Source organism: Brevibacillus sp. HB1.1 (genome assembly GCF_013332445.1).
In the GTDB taxonomy this organism is placed as follows: domain Bacteria; phylum Bacillota; class Bacilli; order Brevibacillales; family Brevibacillaceae; genus Brevibacillus; species Brevibacillus porteri.
This window is the reverse complement of the sequence record NZ_JABMIV010000011.1, coordinates 193,728-213,829: the sequence shown is the minus strand read 5'-3', so window position 1 is coordinate 213,829 and position 20,102 is coordinate 193,728. Positions and strand designations below refer to the sequence as shown.

The window sequence follows — 20,102 nt, the reverse complement described above, 5'->3', positions numbered from 1 at the left end:
TGAATGCTAAATCTTAATCATCATCACCATCATCCAGTTCATCGTCGTCGGTATCGATGGTGCTCGTGTCATCACTTGAAGAGGTATCCGCCGGAGCACTACCATTTTTATCGGCTGGTGTCGGATCATCATCGTCATCATCATCGGTAGAGCTATTATCGATGGTGGTCGTCGAAAGCACCTTTCCGGTAATAGCATGTACGCGTACATCTACCGTTTTGGAGTCTTTTTTCGTGATCACCCGATAGACTGCTCCACTCTTTGTCTCGATTAAATCAACATCATCGATCTTGCCGCCACTTGTTCTTTCCGTCGCAATCTGTTTCGCTTGCTGCTCGGTAATTTTGGTCTGTGGCTGCGCTGGTGGTTTCACGCTTTGATTCGGTTTCGGCTGCTGTGTTTGGGTTTGGGTTGTAGCTGGCTGTTGTTTACCTGACGCAACAGTCCCCACCGTCCCCGTCCCTGCTGGCTTGGTCGCGCTGCCTAAAGCATCCTTCCCGCCGTTATTCGGTTGCGGCGCTGTGCTAGCTGTCGGATTTGAACCCGGCTGCGTTGGATTCGTCGCCGTTTCGTTTGCCTTCGGCTGCGCAGTGGCTGCGACCAAGGAGAGTTCCTTCAAATCAATAATTTCACCTGTATGTGCATTTACCATCACACTATATGTTCCGCGCTCATTAAGGAGTTGGAGATTGTAAATACTGTTTTCCCCTACATCCGTCATGGAGATCGATTCAATCTTTCCCGGGTAGCGGGTCGTCACGATCTGTTCGACTTCCTCCTCTGACAAGGACTGCAAATCCATACTCGCGAAGATCCGTTGCATGCCAAATGCCGTAGTGACCAACAGAAAACTCGCCAGCAGCCCTATTTTCCATTTTTTATTCATACGTACCTCCTGCTATTTCTTAGCCTGCCCCGGCAGAAAAACGGTCACGAGCGTCCATTTCCCTTCTTCACTATCGAGTGCAATATCGCCTTGATGGGCATCGACGATCTGTTTGGCAATGGAAAGACCGAGTCCTACACCCCCTGTTTCGCGGCTGCGGGCTTTGTCTACACGGAAGAAACGATCAAAAACATGCTGCAAATCTTCCTCGGGAATCCCCATTCCGTAATCCTTCACTGAGAAAAATGGACGATCTCCTTGAATCCCTACATCCACTTCCATTTTATTCGAGCTGTATTTCATCGCATTGTCGAGTAAAACGACGAGCACTTGTTTTAGTTTTTGTTCATCGGCCATGACAGGAACCGATTCATGGTTTGCGCTCAGTTGAAAGGACCTGCCATACGCATTGGTCAATTGTGCAATGGTCGTTTGGCACATTGGGATCAAGTCGATTTCTTTGACATCCAGATTCCATTCGGCGCTATTGTTGGCGAGAAGAAGCATTTGATTGGTCATATCCTTCATGCGCACGGCTTCCGAATAGATCGCTTCCACCGACTCTGCCAGAACCTCCGGCTTTTTCGTTCCCCAACGCTTCAATAGCTTCGCATAGCTTTCTACTACTGTCAGCGGCGTTTTCAATTCATGGGAAGCATCTGAGACGAACTGCTGCTGCTTCTCGAAGTTTTGCTGTAATAAATCCATCATCTTGTTAAAGGTACTTCCTAACGCGTGCAATTCATCTTTGGATGTGTGCTCAAGCGGTATTTTCTTAAAAATACTGCGCGCTTGAATGTCTTCCATCGTTTGAATCATCGAGTTGACTGGTCGCAAAATCAGATTGCTCAACATGCGTCCGGCAAAAAAAGCAGGAATCAGCACAACCAGCGAAGCAAATAGCAGGACGTTTTGCAACAGGCTCAAATTTTCTTGCAAACCCGCAATACTTTCCATGACTTCTAACGTGACAATTTTTCCATTCGTCCAAATGATCGGGACCTTAACGTACGCGTATTTCGCTCCGTTGACATCGAAGACACCGTCACTCGCTTTTCTATCAAAGATGGGCTGCGGTGCCGGGATTGGCTGCGTGTTGTCTACTTCCTGCGTGACGATGGCCCGCGATTGCTGGTCGATAATCCGGATCATCCCGTTCGACGGCAAATACGGCTGCAGCAGCGTGGCAGGGTCGAAACTTTCTACACCGATCTGATTGAGTCCACTCTGGATATGCAGAACTTCTCGCTGCAAACGGTCCAGCTCTCCGTCTGTTGTCACTTTGTAGAACATGAAGTAAATGAAGCTATTGACCATGAGCAACAGGAGCAAGAGTGCGACCGTGGAGAACAAATGAATTTTATTTTTGATTTTCATAATCTACCCCTTCAGCATATAACCAACGCCTCGTACTGTATGCAAAAGTGGGGTTTCATACCCTTGGTCCACCTTTTTACGCAAGTATCGGATATACACGTCAACGACATTTGTGTCTCCGAAATAATCAAATCCCCATACGTGTGTTAGAATCTGTTCACGATTCAGAACTTGGTTTTTATTCTGCATCAGATAAAGCAACAAATCGAATTCACGCGGCGTCAGCTCGATCTGACTGGAACCTCTCGTCACTTCCCGCGATTTTTCATCTAGGCTTAAATCCGCTACTTCTACTTTGGAGCTGGCTTCTACTTTCCTCGTCATTTGGGACAAGCGGAGGCAGGAACGGATGCGAGCCAGCAGCTCTTCGATTTCAAAAGGTTTCGTGATGTAGTCGTTCGCGCCTTGATCGAGTCCATTTACTTTGTCCACGACAGCATTTCGGGCCGTCAACAAAATGACTGGCGTCGCAGAGTCCTTTACCCGAATCCGACGAAGCACTTCTATACCTGACAAACCTGGCAGCAGTACATCAAGCAAAATCAAGTTCCATCCGCCTTGATTGTATTGTTCCAGCGCCTCGAGCCCTGTTTTGGCGATCTCGCTTTCGTATCCTTCGTATTCCAGCTCTAATTGAATCACACGAGCAATTTTCTCTTCATCTTCCACAATTAATATTCGCTCCGACATGTAATCCTCCTAAGCCTTGCATCCATTATCCAGTTGAGTTTAGCAAATATTGGCTGTGGATCAAAGAGCAATCCGTACGAAAGATATAATTTTTTACTTATATCGATAACCCCACCCACTGCCAGTACGCGTAATAAAAGACGACCATCAGGATCGCGTGGGCCGCACCTGCGTACAAGCTCAATCGCAGCAAATCCTTAGGCAAAAAGGTCTCCTTGCCGCTTTCCTGGAACATGAGCAATGCTTTGGAGCTGACAGGGAAGGTCAGGCAATAGTTCATGCCGACGATTCCTACGAACAACACGGTCACTTCATTTAAATCGAGGCTACTCGCAAAGTAGAGAAGCGGCGGAACCAGAATGACGGCTCTCGTTGTATGCGATGTAATGTACAGATGGGAGGTCAGTGTCAGCAAAGTAATGACCACAATGATCAACAGCGACGATTCCCCTTCCAACTGCTCGGTGATCGTGAACAGCTTCTTCATGATCCACTCTGCTGCGCCGCTCTCCAACAACGACTTTCCGAGTGCAATGGCTGCTCCTACAAACAGAATCAGGTTCCATGAGACAGACTGAACGCCATCCTTCCACTTCATGACGCCCACATTGGGGAGTGTCAAAAGAAAGGCGCCGACGACTGTCGTGGTAGCAATCTCGATTCCGTGAAAACGCTCTGTCAGCCAAAAAATGACCATCGCCCCAATCACAGCAACCGTATATTTTTCATTGCGGGACAAGGTGAGGGAAAGCTTTTTACTCGCGAGTGGGCGCTTCATCTCTTCTTTGGTGAGAAATAGAGCCAGAACAATCCGACAAGTAATGATGCTGGCCACTACCCCGAACGGCAGTCCCCACAGCAGCCACTCCGCGAAGCTAATCCCTTCCCCATTGAACTCCTTGAGCATATCGAGTGCGATAAAATGGGAGCCGGCTCCGATCATAGTGGAGCTCGTCGATACTAAAATAATCGTCGGAATCAGGATCGCCATGGCTTTCGTGATTTGCTTATTCTCGATTTCTGAGGTCAGCGAGTGAAAAACAGGCAGTAGCACCGCTGCGCGTCCAGAAGTAGATGGGATAAAGAAAGCGAGAAATTGAACGACGATCGTCAAGAGCCAAAACAAGCTTTTGACGTTCTTTGCCTTGCTCACGACGAGATCTGTGAGTTTGCCTGCCAAGCCTGTCACTTGAAGAGCACCGCCGAGAATGAACGAGCCAATCATTAACCAAATGACATCGGAGGCGAGCGAGTCGAACAATATTTCCTGGTCAGCCGTTCCTGTCACGACGAGGAGTAATACGGAGCCTATCGCTACATAGGCAGAGTTCAGCGAGGTTGTCGTCCACAGGATCACAGCGACACAGAAACAGAACAAGCTCCATTTGGCTTCAAATGTCAGGGAAGACGGCAGCATGAGCAATAATTCAACGAACATAATTAGGACAATTGGAAGGACCCAGGCAGGTCTTTCCTTTGCAACAGTCTGTGCAATCACGATACTTGCTCCTTCGCCATTAAACGATTTGCGAGCTGCAGGCCCACCATGATGGTTCTCATGGAGCTTTCCGAGCAATCGGTCAGCCATTTCTGCGCATGCATGAACGCTTCCTCCAACGTAGACGGCATCGGCAAAATACTCGTGTACGCATCAATTCCGTGCTCATAATTGAGTCGGGCACCTTTGCCAACAGTCCCCACCAAAGCCACTACCGGCAGGGCATGCTTTTTCGCTCGCTTTGCCACTTCCACGGGAATTTTTCCTCGCGGTGTTTGAAAATCAATGCTGCCTTCCGCCGTAAACACAAGGTCTGTCTCTTGAAGCATCCGATCCAAATCAATGTACTTCATGATGATGTCGTAGCGTGGATACAGATTCGCACCCGTCAGCGCATGCAGACCGGCACCCAAGCCACCCGATGCACCACTGCCCGGCCTCTCTCTGACGTCGATACCGAAGTCTCGCTCGATGATAGCCGCGAATTGTTCGAGTGCTTCTTCCAGCTCAACCACTTGCTCCGGTGTTGCTCCCTTTTGCGGGCCAAACACGCGAGCGACTCCGTTTTCCCCACACAGCTTGTTAAACCAATTGCAAGCCACATCGATTTGCACCTGCTTGAGTCTTTTGTCCATGCCGGAAACATCGATTTTCGTTACTTTTGCCAGCGAGATTCCGCCTTCAATACGGATTTCTTGACCGCTTGCATCCAAAAATTTCGCGCCAAGTGCTTGCGCCATGCCTGCCCCGCCATCGGAAGTACCGGAATCGCCGCAGCCTAGCAAAATACGATCTGCCCCCATGTCCAGCGCCGCTTTGATCAATTCACCGACGCCATGTGTCGTCGTTTTGCGCGGATCACGCAAGCTTCTTGGAACCAGTCGCAATCCTGCTGCTGCCGCCATCTCAATCACAGCCGTTTGACCTGTCGTCTTTGATCCGAATATCCCGAAATGAGAAGGAACCTTTTCTCCTACAGGGCCAGTTACTTCCCTATCGATAATCGAGCCATTCGAAATTTTCACAATCGCCTTTGTAAAGCCTTCTCCTCCGTCCACCATCGGCAGTGTCTGTACTTGGGAGAGCGGGAGTACGCGCAGAATTCCTTCTTTCATGCACTCAGCTGCCTGCTCGGCATCTAAACTTTCCTTAAAGCCCGAAGGCACAACGAGTATACGCATAAAAACAACATCCCTTCTCTTTATTTGAATTTGCTTTCGCATTGGTCTCACTTGAGTAAGACCAATACTAAGCTTCAAAAAAGAGAAGGGAATAATAGGAAGATGAGAAATTGATGAGAGAAAAGTAAGAAGAACGTTACGATCCTAAGCGTTTCGTTTTCTGCGCAGTTGATAATAGGTCACAGCCAAGGCGAGCGCCAAAACCGTCCCCTTAATAATATCGTAAGCGTAATACGGCAGATTGAGCATCGTCATGCCGTTGAGCAGCACCCCGATCAGGATGGCTCCCACAAATGTACCGAATACGTTTGGCTTTCCTGCACCGAATACGGAGAATCCTACGAAAGCAGCCGCTACTGCATCCATCAGCATAGAGCCGCCACTACTCACCTGCCCGGTACCGATCCGCGCTGCCAAGAGCATCCCACCCAAGCCTGCAAAAAGAGCGGAGAGCACATAAGCCAAGGTACGATAGCGATTCACAGGAATCCCCGACAGACGGGCTGCTTCCAAATTGCCGCCTGTCATGTACAGCATCCGTCCCTGTCTCGTATAGGTCAAGTACACATGCGTGATCGCGACAAGTAAAAAGGTCAGGATAACGGGAACCGGTACAGAGAGAATTTCCCCTTGGCCCAGCCAGAGGAACCATTCCTGGAATTTTCCCGGAGCCTGTGAGCCGTCCTGCATCGGCATGTTTGCGTAGATCGAGTAGCCTTGGGAATACGTCATATGAATACCGTTGACGATGTAGAGCATCGCCAGCGTAGCCAGCAAATCAGGAATGCGGATTTTCACGACCAGGAAGGCGTTGACCAGCCCGACGAGCAGGCTGAGTACAATCGGAACCACCAGTGTCGTAAAGACTCCTTGTTCGTACCAAACCATCATCGAAGCAGAAACGACTGTGGTCAATGAAACTGTCGATCCTACAGACAAGTCAAAGCCTCCGACAATCAGCGAGAACGTAACGCCAATCGCGACAAATGTCACAATCGAGATGGAGCGAAGAATGTCCGTCAAGTTGTCGTACGTGAAGAAATACGGGTTGGTCAAACTGAATAACAACATGACAATGACAATGACGGCAACCGTTCCGTATTTATAAACAAAATCAAATAAGCTAAACTTTTTATCTGCCACGTTATTCACCTCCGCTTGCGTAGTACATAATCAGCTCTTGTGTTGCTTCCTCGCGACTCAATTCCTTCACGATTTTGCCCTCGAACATGACGAGAATCCGGTCTGCGATCCCGATGACTTCCTGAAACTCACAGGAGAAATACAGAACGCCCTTTTTCTGCTCGGCGAGATTTCCGATCAGACGGTAAATATCGCTTTTCGCGCCGATATCCACCCCTTTTGTCGGCTCGTCAAACATAAAGAGGTGAGCGTTTGTATCCAGCCATTTGCCGATAGCGACTTTTTGCTGGTTTCCGCCGCTGAGAAAACCGACCAGCTGCTTGATATCGGCTGTTTTTACACCAAGGCGCTGCACCAGCTCTCTTGCGTTAGCCGCTTCCGTCCCTCTTTTGATAAAACCGAGCCAGGACTTCTTTTTCAACGAGGCGACAGACAGGTTGTTCTGTACCGACTCCTCTACGAAAATTCCTTCTTTTCGCCTTTCCTCCGGGACGAGTACGATCCCTGCATCGACGGCGTCTTTTGGCGAGCGCAGTTGGATACGTGTTCCATGCAATCGAATGGCACCGGCCTTTGCCTCATCCGCACCGAAGAGCAATCGGGCGAGCTCAGTCTTCCCTGCCCCAACCAGACCGACGACACCAACGATCTCTCCCTCGTGAACTCGCAGGTCGACTCCGCGTACTTTGCCACCAGCCACACCTGCCGCCTCAAAAATCGTTTCGCCAATCGGCACTTCCATCTTCGGGAACTCCTCGTCAAAGCTTTTGCCCAGCATGTTCGCGATCACTTCGTCCATATTGGTCTTCGCCGTGTCTGTGGTCACGACATGTTGTCCATCGCGCATGATGGTGATCCGATCACAGATTTCAAAGATTTCCGGCAACCTGTGGGAGATATAAATGATCCCGACTCCAGCATTTTTCAACTGCGCAATGATTTGAAACAGCCGTTCGCTCTCCTTCGTGCTCAATGGCGCTGTCGGTTCATCGAAAATGACGTACTTCGCCTTTTGAACGGTAGCCCGTGCAATCAAAATCAATTGCTTTTCCGACAGCGTACATTCTTCGACGAGCATCCTCACCGGAATAGAGAAGCCGAAGTTTTTTAAAATCTGCTCCGATTCGTTGTACAAGCTCTGCCAGTTGATTAGTCCCTTGGTTCTCGCCTGGACGAGCTGGCCCGCCAATATGTTTTCAGCAACACTCAAATACGGGATCAAGGCGGTGTCCACTTCCTGATATACACATTGAATGCCCTGTGCTTTGGCGTCCTGCGGAGATTGAATCGACACCGCCTGTCCATCGATGGTGATCGTACCTCCATCTGCCTGATACGCTCCCGTGAGAATTTTCATCAGGGTACTCTTTCCCGCACCATTAGCACCGAGAAGTGCATGAACCTCTCCAGCGCGCACCTCAAAATCGACGGATCGCAGGGCAGGAACCCCAGAAAACTGCTTCGCCATCCCTTTCATCTGCAATGTGGACATTTTTCACACCTCCTGTTTACCTGCGTGTTCCAACCTCTATAAGGAAAAATCCCGTTGACGGATACAGATCAACGGGAAAAGTCAATTTGGTTCTTACTTGCCCCAATCTTGTACGTATTGGGACAGGTCGCCCATCGTTACTTTCTTATCCTTCGGCAGGTCTTCCTGTTTCACCAGCACTGGATTCAGCTTCACGTTGTCTGGCACTTGCTCGCCTTTGATTTTTTGGAACACGGTTTGGGCATGGATGCGCCCGATATTGGATGGGTCTACCGCTGCCGTCGCTGTCCACGGAGAGTTTTCCGCCTGGATCATTTGCAGATCCTCATCGCTCAAATCGATGGAGTATACTTTGATTTCCGTACGGCCTGCTTGCTGGATGGCACGTGTCGCCCCTTTGGCAAATTCATCCCATGCCGCCCATACTGCTGTGATGTCGCCTTTATTGGGATACTTTTTCAAGATCGCTTCCATCTGCGTTTGTGTATCGAGTGCCGTATTATTGGTAGCAGAACCGAATGCAGCAATCTCTTTGATGTCCGGGTATTTCTTCTGGAAAGCTTCATACGTCACTTGGCGTTTTTCCATAGGCGCAAAGCCAGCTACCCAAATTTTTACGATGCTGCCTTTGCCATTTGTATCTGCAGCCAGCTTCTCCAGGCTCAGCTCTGCCAACTTGTTGTCATCCTGCGCCACAACTGGCACACCCGGAATGTTGATGTCTGTATCAAACAGGACAACCGGAATTTTTTTATCCACGGCCTTTTGCGTACCCTGCTGCAACGCTTCTGCCGTACCATGGTCGATCAGAATGCCATCAAACTTTTGGTTCACAGCCGCATCGAGGTTGGACGCCATTTTTGCCAGATCGGTATCCGCGTTGAATACGGTCAACTCACCGCCGTTTTTCTCCACCTCTGTCTTCACGCCATTGATGTATTGTGCGGAGAACGTTCCTACGTTTTGACGCATGATTAATGCGATTCTCTTCGCGTTCTCCCCACCTGACTGGTTCGTGCTACCGGTTCCGGTGCTTGTTCCTCCGCCGCATGCCGTAACGAGAACGGACGCAGCCACAATAAGTGAAGTCAGTAATCCCAGTTTCTTTTTCATCGCAAATGTTCCCCCTTTTTCTCTTTGAAAACAAATGATAAAAGCAAAAAATCCTCTTTCACAGAGAAAGAGGACAAAAATCGACAAGATTCTCGCCTCTTATCTGTCAGGTATTCTACCTGTTGGAGTTAGCACCTTGGCTCGAAAGAACACAATCTCTCGTGCTAGGTTGCCGGGCTTCATAGGGCCATTCCCTCAGCCATCTCTTGATAAGAGTAGTTTCTATTTTCGGAACGTTTGTATAAGTATATACAGAATATAATCTGGCAATTACCTATCTGTCAACTAGGTTTACCGAAAGAATTTTCTTGATAAATATTCCATTTTGTTCTGTAACAACGAGAGGGATTTTGTTGTGTCTTGTCGAATTATCGTAGATTGATACAAGCCTAGCAAATATTTGCGATGGGGATGCTACATGAGTCTATTAAAAGAAGTTATTCTTCAATGGTTTTTCGCCATTATCCCGTTTGTGTTTTTCAACATCTATTACCGTGACAAAATGAGGAACTACAGCCGTTCCTTTATTGTCTTCACCAGCTCAGCCTGCATGTTTCTCGCGATGACCTTCGCCCCGAGCGTCACCAATGGCATGTTCTTTGATATCCGACATGTCATCATTCTTTTCGGACTGGTTTATGGCGGAATCGAGATTGCCTTGCTCCTTCTGATTGAAGCCTTGGTTTATCGGTACTACCTAGGTGGAGAAGGAACATGGGTTGCGCTGCTGATCCTTACAGTCAATTTTGTCTTGTCACTCTTTTTGTATCGACACTACAAATCCAGTTATCGGAAAACACTGTATCTTTTTATGACGAGTGCGATTTTTTCTACGGTTGCTTTAGGGACTACTTATTACTTTTTTCCCACGTATGTAACTCAACACCTCGTTTACTACACCATAGTGATTCCTATTCAGAACTTTTTCGGCCTCTGGTTGTTAATGTCGCTTTTCAGCAAATGTGTTTCGGATAAGGAGCTGTTTATTCGCCACGCGCAAAACGAAAAAATCCAGACGATGAGCCATGTTGCTGCATCGCTCGCACACGAGGTTCGCAATCCGCTGACAGCTGTCAAAGGCTTTTTGAAATTAATACAGGAATCCCCGGAAAATTTGGTGAAAATCGATCAATACATTCGCATCAGTCTCGACGAGATCCAACGGACAGAAGCCATTTTGACCGAATACCTTGCGATTTCCAAGCCGCTCAAGGAACGACATGAGATCATTAATATTAGCGAGCATCTGCATGCCATCCGCGAAGTGATGCTCCCTTTTGCCAATATGCACAACGTAGAGCTTACGCTGCAAGACTTTGAGAGACCTGTGACGATCAAGGCCAATCCAGACGAGTTCAAGCAAGTGTTGGTGAATTTCATCAAAAATGCCATCGAGGCGTGCTCGGATATTTCGGAAGGAAAAGTCTCCCTGGACTTGCTCATCGAGCGAAACAAAGCACTGTTGGTCATCAAGGATAACGGTGTCGGCATGGATGCAGGACAGATCAGCCGTCTTGGAACGATTTACTTTTCTACGAAAACAACTGGAACTGGTCTTGGTTTGACGTATTCCTATCATGTCATTCATGCGATTGGCGGAACGGTCAATGTATCAAGCAAGCCACGAGTAGGAACCAAGTTCACCATTATGCTCCCATATAAGGCACAGTAACTTCTTGCAGGTTTTGCAGAGGGACTGTGCCTTTTTCCATTCGAGCGCTTGCCCATGAACAAGGTGACCAGCAGTAATAAAGGAATAATCGTACATACGCGCCCGATGACGAGCATGCTTTCTCCGAATCCTTCCACGTTTGTCCCTCCCCTCACGCTTTACTATGCAATTTCTGGGAGGGCATTATGCCAAAACAAAACACCAGGAGTCTCCCCCTGGTGTCTCTCTTTATTCGTATGGCAGCCATTCTCCCGTAATGGCATCCACATCCCCATTGCTCTTCAGTATCTCTGCCGAATAGACCAAGACCGGTTGCTCTTGAATCCTATTGTTTTCAAGCGGGAATAGATAGCGGGGACTGAGCCGTTTATGTTGAAGATAAACCTGCGCCGCCTCTTCCGCTGAAATCACCTTGGACGCATCTGGGAAGGCATCCTGCTCATGCGGGAATGTCAACCTTGCCCCGATAATTTCTCCTGTCTGCCCGTCGAGCATGACCTTATAATACTGATCACGCACCAAAACGCCGTTTACTTCCCGGAAAAAGTTCAGTTCAACCTGTCTGCCCATCACGTAAATTTGCTCCTGCATCCGAACAGACTTCACCCTCGTATCCAAATACGGCTCCAAAAAGAAGATCGCACGCTCCTGCAATTCTGCGACGGTGAGTGTCGTATCACCTTCTTTCAGCTCAGGATAAGAAATCTTGAACGCTGTCGCCCGACTATCAACGGTAGTCAGCTGCATGATTCGCTGACCTTTTTTGGCAACGTATTCCCGTTCGTTGTCTCCCATCATATAAGCGGGCACATTGCTCCCCGTAAACGGATAGCCCTCTACCTTCTGACCGAAAAACTCCATGGCAGCCGCAGCCTCTTTTGCCGACGCAGCCATTGCCTTCTTGCCCCCTGGCTTGACGGCGATACTGTCGCTAAAGGACTCCCCACCCCACAAGGTGGTTTTCACTTCCTTGCCTGTCTGCGCGTCAAGATACCCGGAGAAGTTTTCTTCATAGCGAAGGACGTAGTCCACATCCTTCTTTCCAACTCTTTGATACGTCAACTGCATGACTTCTGCAAGCCCACTCTCGGCTTTTTTCGGCGAAGGTAACTCATCTATGGCTTGAAACTGCCCGATGTCCAGATTGATTCCCGTTGTATCGCCTGAATTGATGTAGCCAATCTGACCCACATCGTTCATGCCGATCACATAGGAATCGCCTTCTACCTGTACATCATTTACGTAACGTTGCAATCGGACGGCGGCGTGCGAAACGGCATCTGCTCCCTCTTGCGTATCTAATGGTTCGAACCGATACTGCTCCATATTTTTACCCAGGAATGATTCCATGAATGCCTTCGCCTGTTGTTCTGTTCTCTCCTTGGAAGGCGCTCCCTCGATTTTCTCTTGCCCTGGAATTTTCTCTGCATCGAATCCAAGCAAGGCCCCGCTTTTGGCGTCTAGCTTCGCTCTGGCATATAGTGACACTTCTGTTCGTTCCTTATTGCTGAACGTGCGAAAATCTATGTTGTATACCTCTCGGGGGGCTTTCGTTACATAGACCGATTTTTCCGCTTCCCGAAATGGAGGATATTTCTCGTAAAGCTTTTCCAGCGTTCTGATCGCCGCTTGGCTTAACTCGCCTTCTTTTATTTCTGTCGATAAGAAAGAGCGGGGAACCAATTGCGCTTGTGATTCAAAACGAGATTGTGTGAACAACTCCGGAGTTACACCCAGCATCCATACTGCTGCTGCCACCGTTGCAGCGGAAACCGTCCATGTCGCCAGCTTGATGCCGACTCTATTCGGACGATTCATTTTTTTGCGCGCCCGTTGCACCAGCTTGGCTTCCAGCGCTTCTACGAATTCGCTCCTCGGCTCCGCATCCTTTGACTGGGGAAGAGCCGCGAAGAATTGCTCGTCATTTGGAGTATTCATAGGCCAACCCTCCTATCCAGTCGACATGCAAAACTTTTTTGAGTTCTTTTGTCGCTCGGTGAAAATCTACACGGACTTTGGCTTCGCTGGTGCCGAGGATTTCTGCTGTTTCCCGGATACTGTAAGCCTTGATGCCGCGTAAAATCAGTACATTCCGATGATGTGGCTTCATTTTCTGCATCGCCTGCTCAATTGCCAGCTGTTCTTCCTTGGAAGCCAGCTCCGCTTCCGGCCTACCTAGAAGAGAAGGCAGCCCTTTTAACAATTCCATGCCAAAGAGCGTTTGCACCCGCCTCTTCCGGTAATCATCGATGGCGACATGCTTGGCAATATGCAAAATCCACGTCTTCACACTGGAACGCTCCTCATATCTGCCCAAGGCATCCAAGACCCGGATAAACACTTCCTGCGTCAAATCCTCCGCATGCTCGCGCTTCCCTGTGAAGTAGTAGAGGTATTGATAGACATCTCGGTAGTGCTCGCGATAGATCGCTTTGATCCGCGACTCGTAATCGATTGTGTCCTGCACTGGATTTCCTCTCCCTGCTCCCTACTTGATGGATTGACCCGTAACTGCGTCAACCTTTCCGCCTCTTTCTTTCTGTTCATAGACAAGGACAGGTGTTGCCTGGTACCGTCCGTTAGAGGAAGGAAATACGTAGCTCAGTGTAAGCGGATTGGCTGTCAGCAATGCTTGTACGGCTTGCTCGGGCCCTACGACATTGGAGGCATCATCATAGGATAATTTACCAGTAGCTTCTGGAAAACCGGCGGATACAATGTCTCCCGTATGCATGTCAACTTTTACCGAATAGGTCTGGCCCTCCACCATAATACCTTGGTGTACGGGGAAAAATAGAAACGTTTGCTTGCCTTCTTCTTTGTTAATCATTTGTGGTACCAGCTCCGTTACTTCTGCGTCCACAAACGGTTGCAGAAACGCCACTGCTTTTTCCTCGGCAGCTGCTTCTGTAAGCACCTTCTGCTTTGGTGGGTTTTCTAATACATGAAAGTACGTGATCTGATCATTCATTGTCCTCACCAAGAACCTTTTGTTACCAACCACGGCATCATACTCCTTCTCCCCTTCGAGAACTAGAGCACCTTTGGTCATTTTAAACACAATTCCTTCAGGCAATGGAATAAAAGTGGAGAGTGCGGTGACTATCTCCTCATTTGTTTTGGCGAAGACCCGCTGGTTTCCAGGCGTTACCGTGATTGGTTTCCCATACTTATTTTTCTTGGTCCATCCGGACTCTACCTCGGCTCCTGATCGTGCATCCAAATAGCCTGTGAAAATTGGGCTGTAGACAGGGCGAAAGCCAGCGGTAATGTCCTTTGCTTTTTGCTCATAGCTGAGGTGCAGCAGGTCTCCTACATGCTTGCCGATTTCATCTGGTTGCTTAACCCCTGACGGAGCGGCGAATTTGCTCGTGTCCATCTGCAATCCTGTTGCTTCGCCTGCGTTTATATAGTCCAGCTTTCCTGCGCCATTGATCGCCACTACGTACCAATCTTCTTTTACCGGAATCTGATTCACGACACGGACGAAGCGTACGTTTGCTACGGCCTCTGTGCCCTCACCATCAACGGTTACCTCTTCTATCCGGTATTGCTTGATGGCGTCACCGATGAAATCCTTCAGGATTTTCTGCGCTTTTTCTTTTCCCATCGCTTCCGTAGGCCGCGCAGTAGGTTTCTTTCCGGGAATATCCCGGGCAGAGAAGGACAGTAGTGCACCGCTGTTTACATCGATTCTGGCATCCGCATACAGGGATACCTTCGTCCGCTCCTTGTTGCTGAAGATGCGGAATTGGATGTGGATGACATCTCGCATCTGATTGTTTCGCGAAATGGTTTTTTCCGCGTTTTTCAATTCCGGGTAGTGTTTGTTTAGCTTGTCTACGGTTTTCTGGACTGCTTTGCTCAACTGGGGTTGCGTTGATGTGGCTGTCGCGGCTTGTACGGTTACTTGTGGTTGCGTAACCCACAATGGGCTTGAGAAGAGCAAAGCAGCAGCTCCTACTGTGATCATCAGCTTTTTGGTTGCGTATGGTTTCATTTTGAATATCCTCCTGGCTTCCTCTTTTTACGTTCTTAGCCCAATAGTCGAAAGCGAAAGGGAAATGTTACAAATGAACCCAAAATTTTTATAGGGAACAAATGGATTTTTTCTGAGTTGAATGTCTAGAATCGAGGTTTTCGTACTTCGTTCTTTCTTTTGGAGTTTCTTTTGCTGCAAGGGAGGTCGGTCCTAGTGATTGGCCCGGAAGCAAGAAAAACTCGATTTCCCCGGACTGTTGGGTAGATCGAGTTTTTGCTTTATGTCGTTTGATGATTAAAAAACCCACGCACATATGAGATCGAAAGCCACAAGAGCTGTTACCACCATGAATATTTTCGAAAAGCTAATCTTGCCTCCTGTTTCAGCATTTTTTCCATAATCCATTTGAAATCCCAATAGGTTCAAAAATCCATTTATATAGGAAAACAATATCGTAAATACCCCTCCGAGGATTGATTCCAACAGGTTAGCCCCTCCCGTTACTTCTTGTTGCACTCCCTTTGAAGAAATGTCATTTTTTTCTACGTACAATCTTCACGATTGGTTTCATCAAAAATAAAAAAGGCCAGTCAAGCCTTTGACAGGCAGCCTAGCCGTTGCGAGGTTTTGTGAGCGACATCCTTTACTCGTTCAATCAAATACTGGAGTCGTTCCTCCTTCAAATCATACGTAACAATTCCAATGCTTAACGCCCCGATTACCTTTTGGGTGTAATCAATCACAGGTGCTGCGACGGACGCCGTATTTTCCGTCCGCTCCGCAAAACTGACCGCATGACCAGCTGCTCTGATCTCCTGGAGCTTCTCCATAAAAGCAGACACCTGCTCTTCACCCACGAGCTGCACTACGGTTTGTCGTGCTTCTTCCAAAGACATATGTGCCAGCACGACTTTATTGGCCGCACCGATATGCATCGGAATCCGTAAGCCTAATTGGTCGTAGATACGGATATTGTGCTGACTGTCTACGCGATCGACGACAATGGATTCGAGTCCGCTAGGCTGACTGAAGTAAACACTTTCGTTTACTTCTCTGGCGAGCTCCTCGATCATCGGCTTGATCACCTTCCGATAATCGATCCGATCGAGCACGCGTAAGCCGAACTCCATCCATTTAATCCCCAATGTATATTGCTTGGTCGCAGCATCCTGCTCTACCAGTCCATGCTTCATCAACGTGTACAACAGTCGATAAATGGTGCTGACCGGGAGCTGGCATTCCTTCGCTAAATCATTGATCGTCCACCATTTTCTATGCTCATCCGACGAAAGTGCCGTTGCAATCGCCATCGCTCGATCAAACGATTGAATCACGGTCATCCCCCCCTTTTCTATCTATCTTCTCACATGAAACTATGTTAAACCATTTGCTCTAATTTTGTGAATCGCAAAAAAACTCCATTGTGGAATCACAGATTGACAGTCAGAAATCAGAATGTGTAAACTAATGGTGAACATTTCGAAATATGAACAATATTCTGTAATGTGGAAAAAGGGAGGCAACTATGTTCCAAGGCAGCCAATCCATGGTTAAAAAGATGAAAACCGTCATCATCAAGCATCCCCATCAAGCATTTATCAGTCAAGAACATCTCGATCAATCGTGGAAAACCTTCAACTATACAGACCGCCCTGACTGGGACCGCGCTCTGCATGAATACGCCAAATTCGAATCGCTTTTGCGCGAGCATGTAGAAAACGTCCTGCACTTGCCACAATCCGATAAAACTGGACTGGATTCCATTTACGCCCATGACCCGGTGAAATTTACTTCCAAAGGGGCAATCATCCTCAAATCTGGCAAGGAGCTCCGTCAGGGAGAAGCCGAAGTATACAAAGCCTTTTTAGAAGAAAACAACATCCCAATTTTGGGACAGCTCACAGGCGACGCGTTGTCAGATGGCGGCGATCTCGTATGGCTGGATGACAAAACACTCGCGATTGGCCTTGGCTTCCGTACGAACGAAGCGGCTATTGCTCAAATTACGGAAATGGTCAAGGATTTTACAGATGAAATCATCGTGGTACAGCTCCCGTATGATCGCGGTCCTGCGGAATGTCTGCATCTGATGTCGATTATCAGCATGGTCGATCATGATTTGGCAGTCGTCTACTCCAAGCTGATGCCAGTATTTTTCCGCCAACTGCTCATCGACAGAGACATTCAGTTACTTGAAGTACCGGATGATGAGTACGATAATCTGGGCAGCAATGTTCTCGCCCTCGCTCCACGAGTGTGCATGGTCGTGGCAGGCAACCCGATTACCAAACAACGCCTTCTCGATGCAGGTGCGACTGTGTACGACTATGAGGGCGAGGAGATTTCTTATAAGGGAACAGGTGGACCTACTTGCCTGACAAGCCCGGTGGAACGCATTTAGCGGGTAGATATACTTGATAGTAGACCATCAAGGTCAAACTGTACCCCCATTGTTAGAGCATTAACGATTGGAGGTGCAGTTTTTTATAACGAAAAAGTTTCCTTAAGCAAAAACTTTGTTGCCTGGGAAAGAATCTTACCTTAAACTAAAATCATGAACATAACGACTACTACGTGCACTTTTTTTTACCTTCATTTTTGCCCTAAGCCAACAGTTTGTCCTTAACGAAAAAGGAGAGTGAACATCATGCCATCTATCAGCATTCCTTTGTCTGATGCCTTGATGGGTAGCCACATCTGTCTGGATCGTATTGACGTTCAGGGTATACTGCGCAGGCGATTGCTGGATCTCGGCTTCGTCCCCGGCAACATCGTGGAAGTCATGCAAAAAAGTCCGCTAGGCGATCCCATCGCCTTTCGGGTAAATAACACGATCATCGCCCTGCGCAAAGAAGAAAGCTCCCTCATATTCGGGGAGTACGTGGGAAGTGACGAAAAATGAATTCTTACACGATTGCCTTAGCAGGAAATCCGAATACTGGTAAGAGTACGTTGTTCAATACATTGACGGGGCTTCGCCAGCATACGGGAAACTGGGCAGGAAAGACAGTCGTAATGGCTGAGGGAGAATTCTCTCGGGGAAATACGACTTTTCGGATCATCGATTTGCCAGGTACGTATTCCTTGTATTCCAACTCGGCGGATGAAGAAGTGGCGAGAGATTACATTATCTTCGAGCAACCTGACGTCACCATTGTGGTACTGGATGCAACTTCATTGGAACGGAATCTCAATTTGGCCTTGCAGGTATTGGAAATGACCCCTCGTGTTGTCGTATGCATCAATTTGATCGATGAGGCGAAAAGGCTTGGCATTCGTATTGATCTGGAAAAAATCTCGCAAAGATTAGGCGTTCCCTGTGTATCTATTTCCGCCAGAAATCATATCGGGATCGAGAATTTGCTCGATCAGGTGGAGAAAGTAGCGAACGGAACCATCGTGCCCAATCCTGTACAGATAACCTACAGTGATCAGATTGAATCCAAGCTGGCACAGTTGGAGCCGCTCATCGAGAAAACCTTGGGTAGCCGTTTTCCGACAAGATGGATCGCTCTGCGATTGTTAGATGGAGATGAAAGCTTGTTGCAAACCTTGAGAGAGCGCATGCAAGATCCGGCTACAACTGCAAGAAAGGAGCCTTTGACCCATGGCCGAACCGTTTGCCACTAATGCTTCTGATTCCCTTGATGCGCTTCTTTCCGCAGCCCGGAGCTCAGTGGAAGGAAGTGCGATTCGAGACACGATTGTGAGTGACATTTACCGCACCAGTCGCAGTATTTGTAAGGAAGCTGTGACATACGAAGACAAGCAAAAGCTTTCTAGTGCATATAAGCTGGATAAAATTGTGACGTCCAAAATATGGGGCTACCCCATCATGCTGGCGATTTTAGGCGCGGTATTCTGGATCACGATCGCCGGTGCCAATGTTCCATCCGGAATGCTTGCGGACATGTTCGGTGTTGTCGAGGGTTATCTAACTGCTGGCTTTCAAGCTGTACATGCACCTGATTGGCTGCACGGGATTCTGGTTCTCGGATTCTTTCGCGGTACCTCATGGGTTGTCAGCGTCATGCTCCCTCCGATGGCTATCTTTTTCCCAGTCTTTGCCCTGCTCGAGAACTTCGGATATCTGCCGCGTGTCGCGTTCAACATGGATCGTCTGTTTAAAAATGCAGGAGGACACGGAAAACAGGCATTAACCATGTCGATGGGGTTTGGCTGTAACGCAGCTGCCATCCTTTCAACCAGGATTATCGAATCTCCTCGGGAGCGAATGCTGGCGATTCTGACCAATAATTTCGTCCCGTGTAACGGTCGCTGGCCTACCTTGATCTTATTGGCGTCTCTATTTATGGCGACCAGCACGACCAGCGGATGGCAATCTCTGATTACTGCTCTTATCGTCATGGGTATGGTACTTTTTGGAATCGTTATCACTCTTACCGTTTCCTGGACGCTATCCAAAACAGCTTTGCGCGGAGTACCGACACACTATACGTTGGAGCTGCCCCCTTACCGCCGTCCGCAGATTTGGAAAACGATCCTCATCGCAAGTAAAGATAAATCGTGGAGCGTACTGAAAAGGGCCGTCATTGTAGCCGCCCCTGCTGGTATCATCACTTGGGTATTGGGCAATATCTTTGTCGGTGGGGATAGCATCCTTGCCCATATGGCTGCTTTTTTTGATCCATTTGCGCAAATCATTGGTCTCGATGGCTATATTCTCATGGCCTTTATTCTCGGCTTGCCCGCTAATGAAATCGTGCTGCCGATCCTTCTGATGGGGTATATGTCCTCCGGTGCCATGGTGGATGTGGAAGGGATCGACAATATCAAGGATGTCTTCTTACAGCACGGGTGGACTTGGTTGACAGCACTCAACATGATGCTGTTCTCTCTGCTTCATTACCCTTGCGGCACAACCTTGTTTAATATTTACAAAGAGACGAAAAGTGTGAAATGGACAGTGCTTTCTGCACTCATTCCGCTCGCCATTGCGATTGGAGTAACGTTCTTGACTGCCCAGGTGACAAGGGCACTCGGTTGGGTGTAAAAAACAGTAAAAAGCCTTTGCACAATACCAGACCTCCTGGTTCGTGCAAAGGCT

General features: G+C 48.3%; 17 protein-coding genes and 1 riboswitch. Of the genes, 5 read left to right on the top strand and 12 right to left on the bottom strand.

Annotated features, from left to right (window positions below; all coding sequences use genetic code 11):
• Window positions 1–13: 13 nt before the first annotated feature.
• The 8 genes from HPY27_RS24515 to HPY27_RS24480 all read right to left on the bottom strand — a co-directional run bounded on the left by HPY27_RS24515 (window position 14) and on the right by HPY27_RS24480 (window position 9,380).
• Window positions 14–886, bottom strand: coding sequence for a PepSY domain-containing protein (locus tag HPY27_RS24515; protein ID WP_174226204.1), 873 nt, complete (start codon window positions 884–886; stop codon window positions 14–16).
• Between the two features lie 12 nt (window positions 887–898).
• Window positions 899–2,263, bottom strand: a complete 1,365-nt coding sequence (locus HPY27_RS24510; RefSeq protein ID WP_174226203.1) for a HAMP domain-containing sensor histidine kinase — start codon at window positions 2,261–2,263, stop codon at window positions 899–901.
• Window positions 2,264–2,266: 3 nt separating this feature from the next.
• Window positions 2,267–2,953: a response regulator transcription factor gene (locus HPY27_RS24505; RefSeq protein ID WP_017251803.1), complete on the bottom strand. Its 687-nt coding sequence runs from the start codon at window positions 2,951–2,953 to the stop codon at window positions 2,267–2,269.
• A gap of 97 nt (window positions 2,954–3,050) precedes the next feature.
• The gene (locus tag HPY27_RS24500; protein WP_217438087.1) at window positions 3,051–4,391 is read right to left on the bottom strand and encodes an SLC13 family permease; all 1,341 of its coding nucleotides are present in this window, start codon (window positions 4,389–4,391) and stop codon (window positions 3,051–3,053) included.
• A gap of 56 nt (window positions 4,392–4,447) precedes the next feature.
• Window positions 4,448–5,632 carry a glycerate kinase family protein gene (locus tag HPY27_RS24495; RefSeq protein WP_174226201.1) on the bottom strand — a complete coding sequence of 395 codons (1,185 nt, stop codon included), beginning with the start codon at window positions 5,630–5,632 and terminating at the stop codon, window positions 4,448–4,450.
• Between the two features lie 144 nt (window positions 5,633–5,776).
• On the bottom strand, window positions 5,777–6,775 hold the full coding sequence (locus tag HPY27_RS24490) for an ABC transporter permease (protein ID WP_016741326.1): 999 nt from the start codon (window positions 6,773–6,775) through the stop codon (window positions 5,777–5,779).
• Between the two features lies 1 nt (window position 6,776).
• The gene (locus HPY27_RS24485; protein WP_174226200.1) at window positions 6,777–8,267 is read right to left on the bottom strand and encodes a sugar ABC transporter ATP-binding protein; all 1,491 of its coding nucleotides are present in this window, start codon (window positions 8,265–8,267) and stop codon (window positions 6,777–6,779) included.
• A gap of 93 nt (window positions 8,268–8,360) precedes the next feature.
• Window positions 8,361–9,380, bottom strand: coding sequence for a sugar ABC transporter substrate-binding protein (locus HPY27_RS24480; RefSeq protein WP_026043340.1), 1,020 nt, complete (start codon window positions 9,378–9,380; stop codon window positions 8,361–8,363).
• 96 nt (window positions 9,381–9,476) lie between these two features.
• A riboswitch (SAM riboswitch) is annotated at window positions 9,477–9,596 on the bottom strand.
• Window positions 9,597–9,798: 202 nt separating this feature from the next.
• On the opposite strand from HPY27_RS24480, the gene HPY27_RS24475 reads away from it, so the two are divergent.
• The gene (locus HPY27_RS24475) at window positions 9,799–11,052 is read left to right on the top strand and encodes an ATP-binding protein (RefSeq protein WP_174226199.1); all 1,254 of its coding nucleotides are present in this window, start codon (window positions 9,799–9,801) and stop codon (window positions 11,050–11,052) included.
• Window positions 11,053–11,280: 228 nt separating this feature from the next.
• On the opposite strand, the gene HPY27_RS24470 is transcribed toward HPY27_RS24475, so the two are convergent.
• From HPY27_RS24470 to HPY27_RS24455, 4 genes are all read right to left on the bottom strand, one after another.
• Window positions 11,281–12,990, bottom strand: a complete 1,710-nt coding sequence (locus HPY27_RS24470; protein WP_174226198.1) for a hypothetical protein — start codon at window positions 12,988–12,990, stop codon at window positions 11,281–11,283.
• Window positions 12,974–13,519: an RNA polymerase sigma factor gene (locus HPY27_RS24465; protein WP_174226197.1), complete on the bottom strand. Its 546-nt coding sequence runs from the start codon at window positions 13,517–13,519 to the stop codon at window positions 12,974–12,976. Before HPY27_RS24465 ends, HPY27_RS24470 begins: the two co-directional genes overlap by 17 nt.
• Before the next feature lie 21 nt (window positions 13,520–13,540).
• On the bottom strand, window positions 13,541–15,052 hold the full coding sequence (locus tag HPY27_RS24460; protein ID WP_174226196.1) for a hypothetical protein: 1,512 nt from the start codon (window positions 15,050–15,052) through the stop codon (window positions 13,541–13,543).
• Window positions 15,053–15,624: 572 nt separating this feature from the next.
• A complete protein-coding gene (locus HPY27_RS24455) occupies window positions 15,625–16,368 on the bottom strand; it encodes an IclR family transcriptional regulator (protein WP_174226195.1) in 744 nt (247 codons plus the stop codon).
• 191 nt (window positions 16,369–16,559) lie between these two features.
• Here HPY27_RS24455 and HPY27_RS24450 point away from each other — a divergent pair, with 191 nt between their 5' ends.
• The 4 genes from HPY27_RS24450 (at window position 16,560) to HPY27_RS24435 (ending at window position 20,048) form a co-directional block, all read left to right on the top strand.
• Window positions 16,560–17,435 (top strand): dimethylarginine dimethylaminohydrolase family protein, encoded by an 876-nt coding sequence (locus HPY27_RS24450; protein WP_174226194.1) that lies wholly within the window; start codon window positions 16,560–16,562, stop codon window positions 17,433–17,435.
• A gap of 246 nt (window positions 17,436–17,681) precedes the next feature.
• Window positions 17,682–17,936: a FeoA family protein gene (locus HPY27_RS24445; protein ID WP_017251790.1), complete on the top strand. Its 255-nt coding sequence runs from the start codon at window positions 17,682–17,684 to the stop codon at window positions 17,934–17,936.
• Window positions 17,933–18,664, top strand: coding sequence for a FeoB small GTPase domain-containing protein (locus HPY27_RS24440; RefSeq protein WP_174226193.1), 732 nt, complete (start codon window positions 17,933–17,935; stop codon window positions 18,662–18,664). Before HPY27_RS24445 ends, HPY27_RS24440 begins: the two co-directional genes overlap by 4 nt.
• Window positions 18,642–20,048 carry a ferrous iron transporter B gene (locus HPY27_RS24435; RefSeq protein WP_174226192.1) on the top strand — a complete coding sequence of 469 codons (1,407 nt, stop codon included), beginning with the start codon at window positions 18,642–18,644 and terminating at the stop codon, window positions 20,046–20,048. Before HPY27_RS24440 ends, HPY27_RS24435 begins: the two co-directional genes overlap by 23 nt.
• Window positions 20,049–20,102: the final 54 nt, after the last annotated feature.

What these genes read in the sequence shown, in the direction of transcription:
- HPY27_RS24495 (WP_174226201.1), bottom strand. Translation starts at nt 5,632, where the DNA reads ATGCGTATACTCGTTGTGCCTTCGGGCTTTAAGGAAAGTTTAGATGCC.
- HPY27_RS24440 (WP_174226193.1), top strand. Translation starts at nt 17,933, where the DNA reads ATGAATTCTTACACGATTGCCTTAGCAGGAAATCCGAATACTGGTAAG.
- HPY27_RS24445 (WP_017251790.1), top strand. Translation starts at nt 17,682, where the DNA reads ATGCCATCTATCAGCATTCCTTTGTCTGATGCCTTGATGGGTAGCCAC.
- HPY27_RS24435 (WP_174226192.1), top strand. Translation starts at nt 18,642, where the DNA reads ATGGCCGAACCGTTTGCCACTAATGCTTCTGATTCCCTTGATGCGCTT.
- HPY27_RS24505 (WP_017251803.1), bottom strand. Translation starts at nt 2,953, where the DNA reads ATGTCGGAGCGAATATTAATTGTGGAAGATGAAGAGAAAATTGCTCGT.
- HPY27_RS24450 (WP_174226194.1), top strand. Translation starts at nt 16,560, where the DNA reads ATGTTCCAAGGCAGCCAATCCATGGTTAAAAAGATGAAAACCGTCATC.
- HPY27_RS24500 (WP_217438087.1), bottom strand. Translation starts at nt 4,391, where the DNA reads ATGTTCGTTGAATTATTGCTCATGCTGCCGTCTTCCCTGACATTTGAA.
- HPY27_RS24470 (WP_174226198.1), bottom strand. Translation starts at nt 12,990, where the DNA reads ATGAATACTCCAAATGACGAGCAATTCTTCGCGGCTCTTCCCCAGTCA.
- HPY27_RS24515 (WP_174226204.1), bottom strand. Translation starts at nt 886, where the DNA reads ATGAATAAAAAATGGAAAATAGGGCTGCTGGCGAGTTTTCTGTTGGTC.
- HPY27_RS24460 (WP_174226196.1), bottom strand. Translation starts at nt 15,052, where the DNA reads ATGAAACCATACGCAACCAAAAAGCTGATGATCACAGTAGGAGCTGCT.
- HPY27_RS24480 (WP_026043340.1), bottom strand. Translation starts at nt 9,380, where the DNA reads ATGAAAAAGAAACTGGGATTACTGACTTCACTTATTGTGGCTGCGTCC.
- HPY27_RS24510 (WP_174226203.1), bottom strand. Translation starts at nt 2,263, where the DNA reads ATGAAAATCAAAAATAAAATTCATTTGTTCTCCACGGTCGCACTCTTG.
- HPY27_RS24485 (WP_174226200.1), bottom strand. Translation starts at nt 8,267, where the DNA reads ATGTCCACATTGCAGATGAAAGGGATGGCGAAGCAGTTTTCTGGGGTT.
- HPY27_RS24475 (WP_174226199.1), top strand. Translation starts at nt 9,799, where the DNA reads ATGAGTCTATTAAAAGAAGTTATTCTTCAATGGTTTTTCGCCATTATC.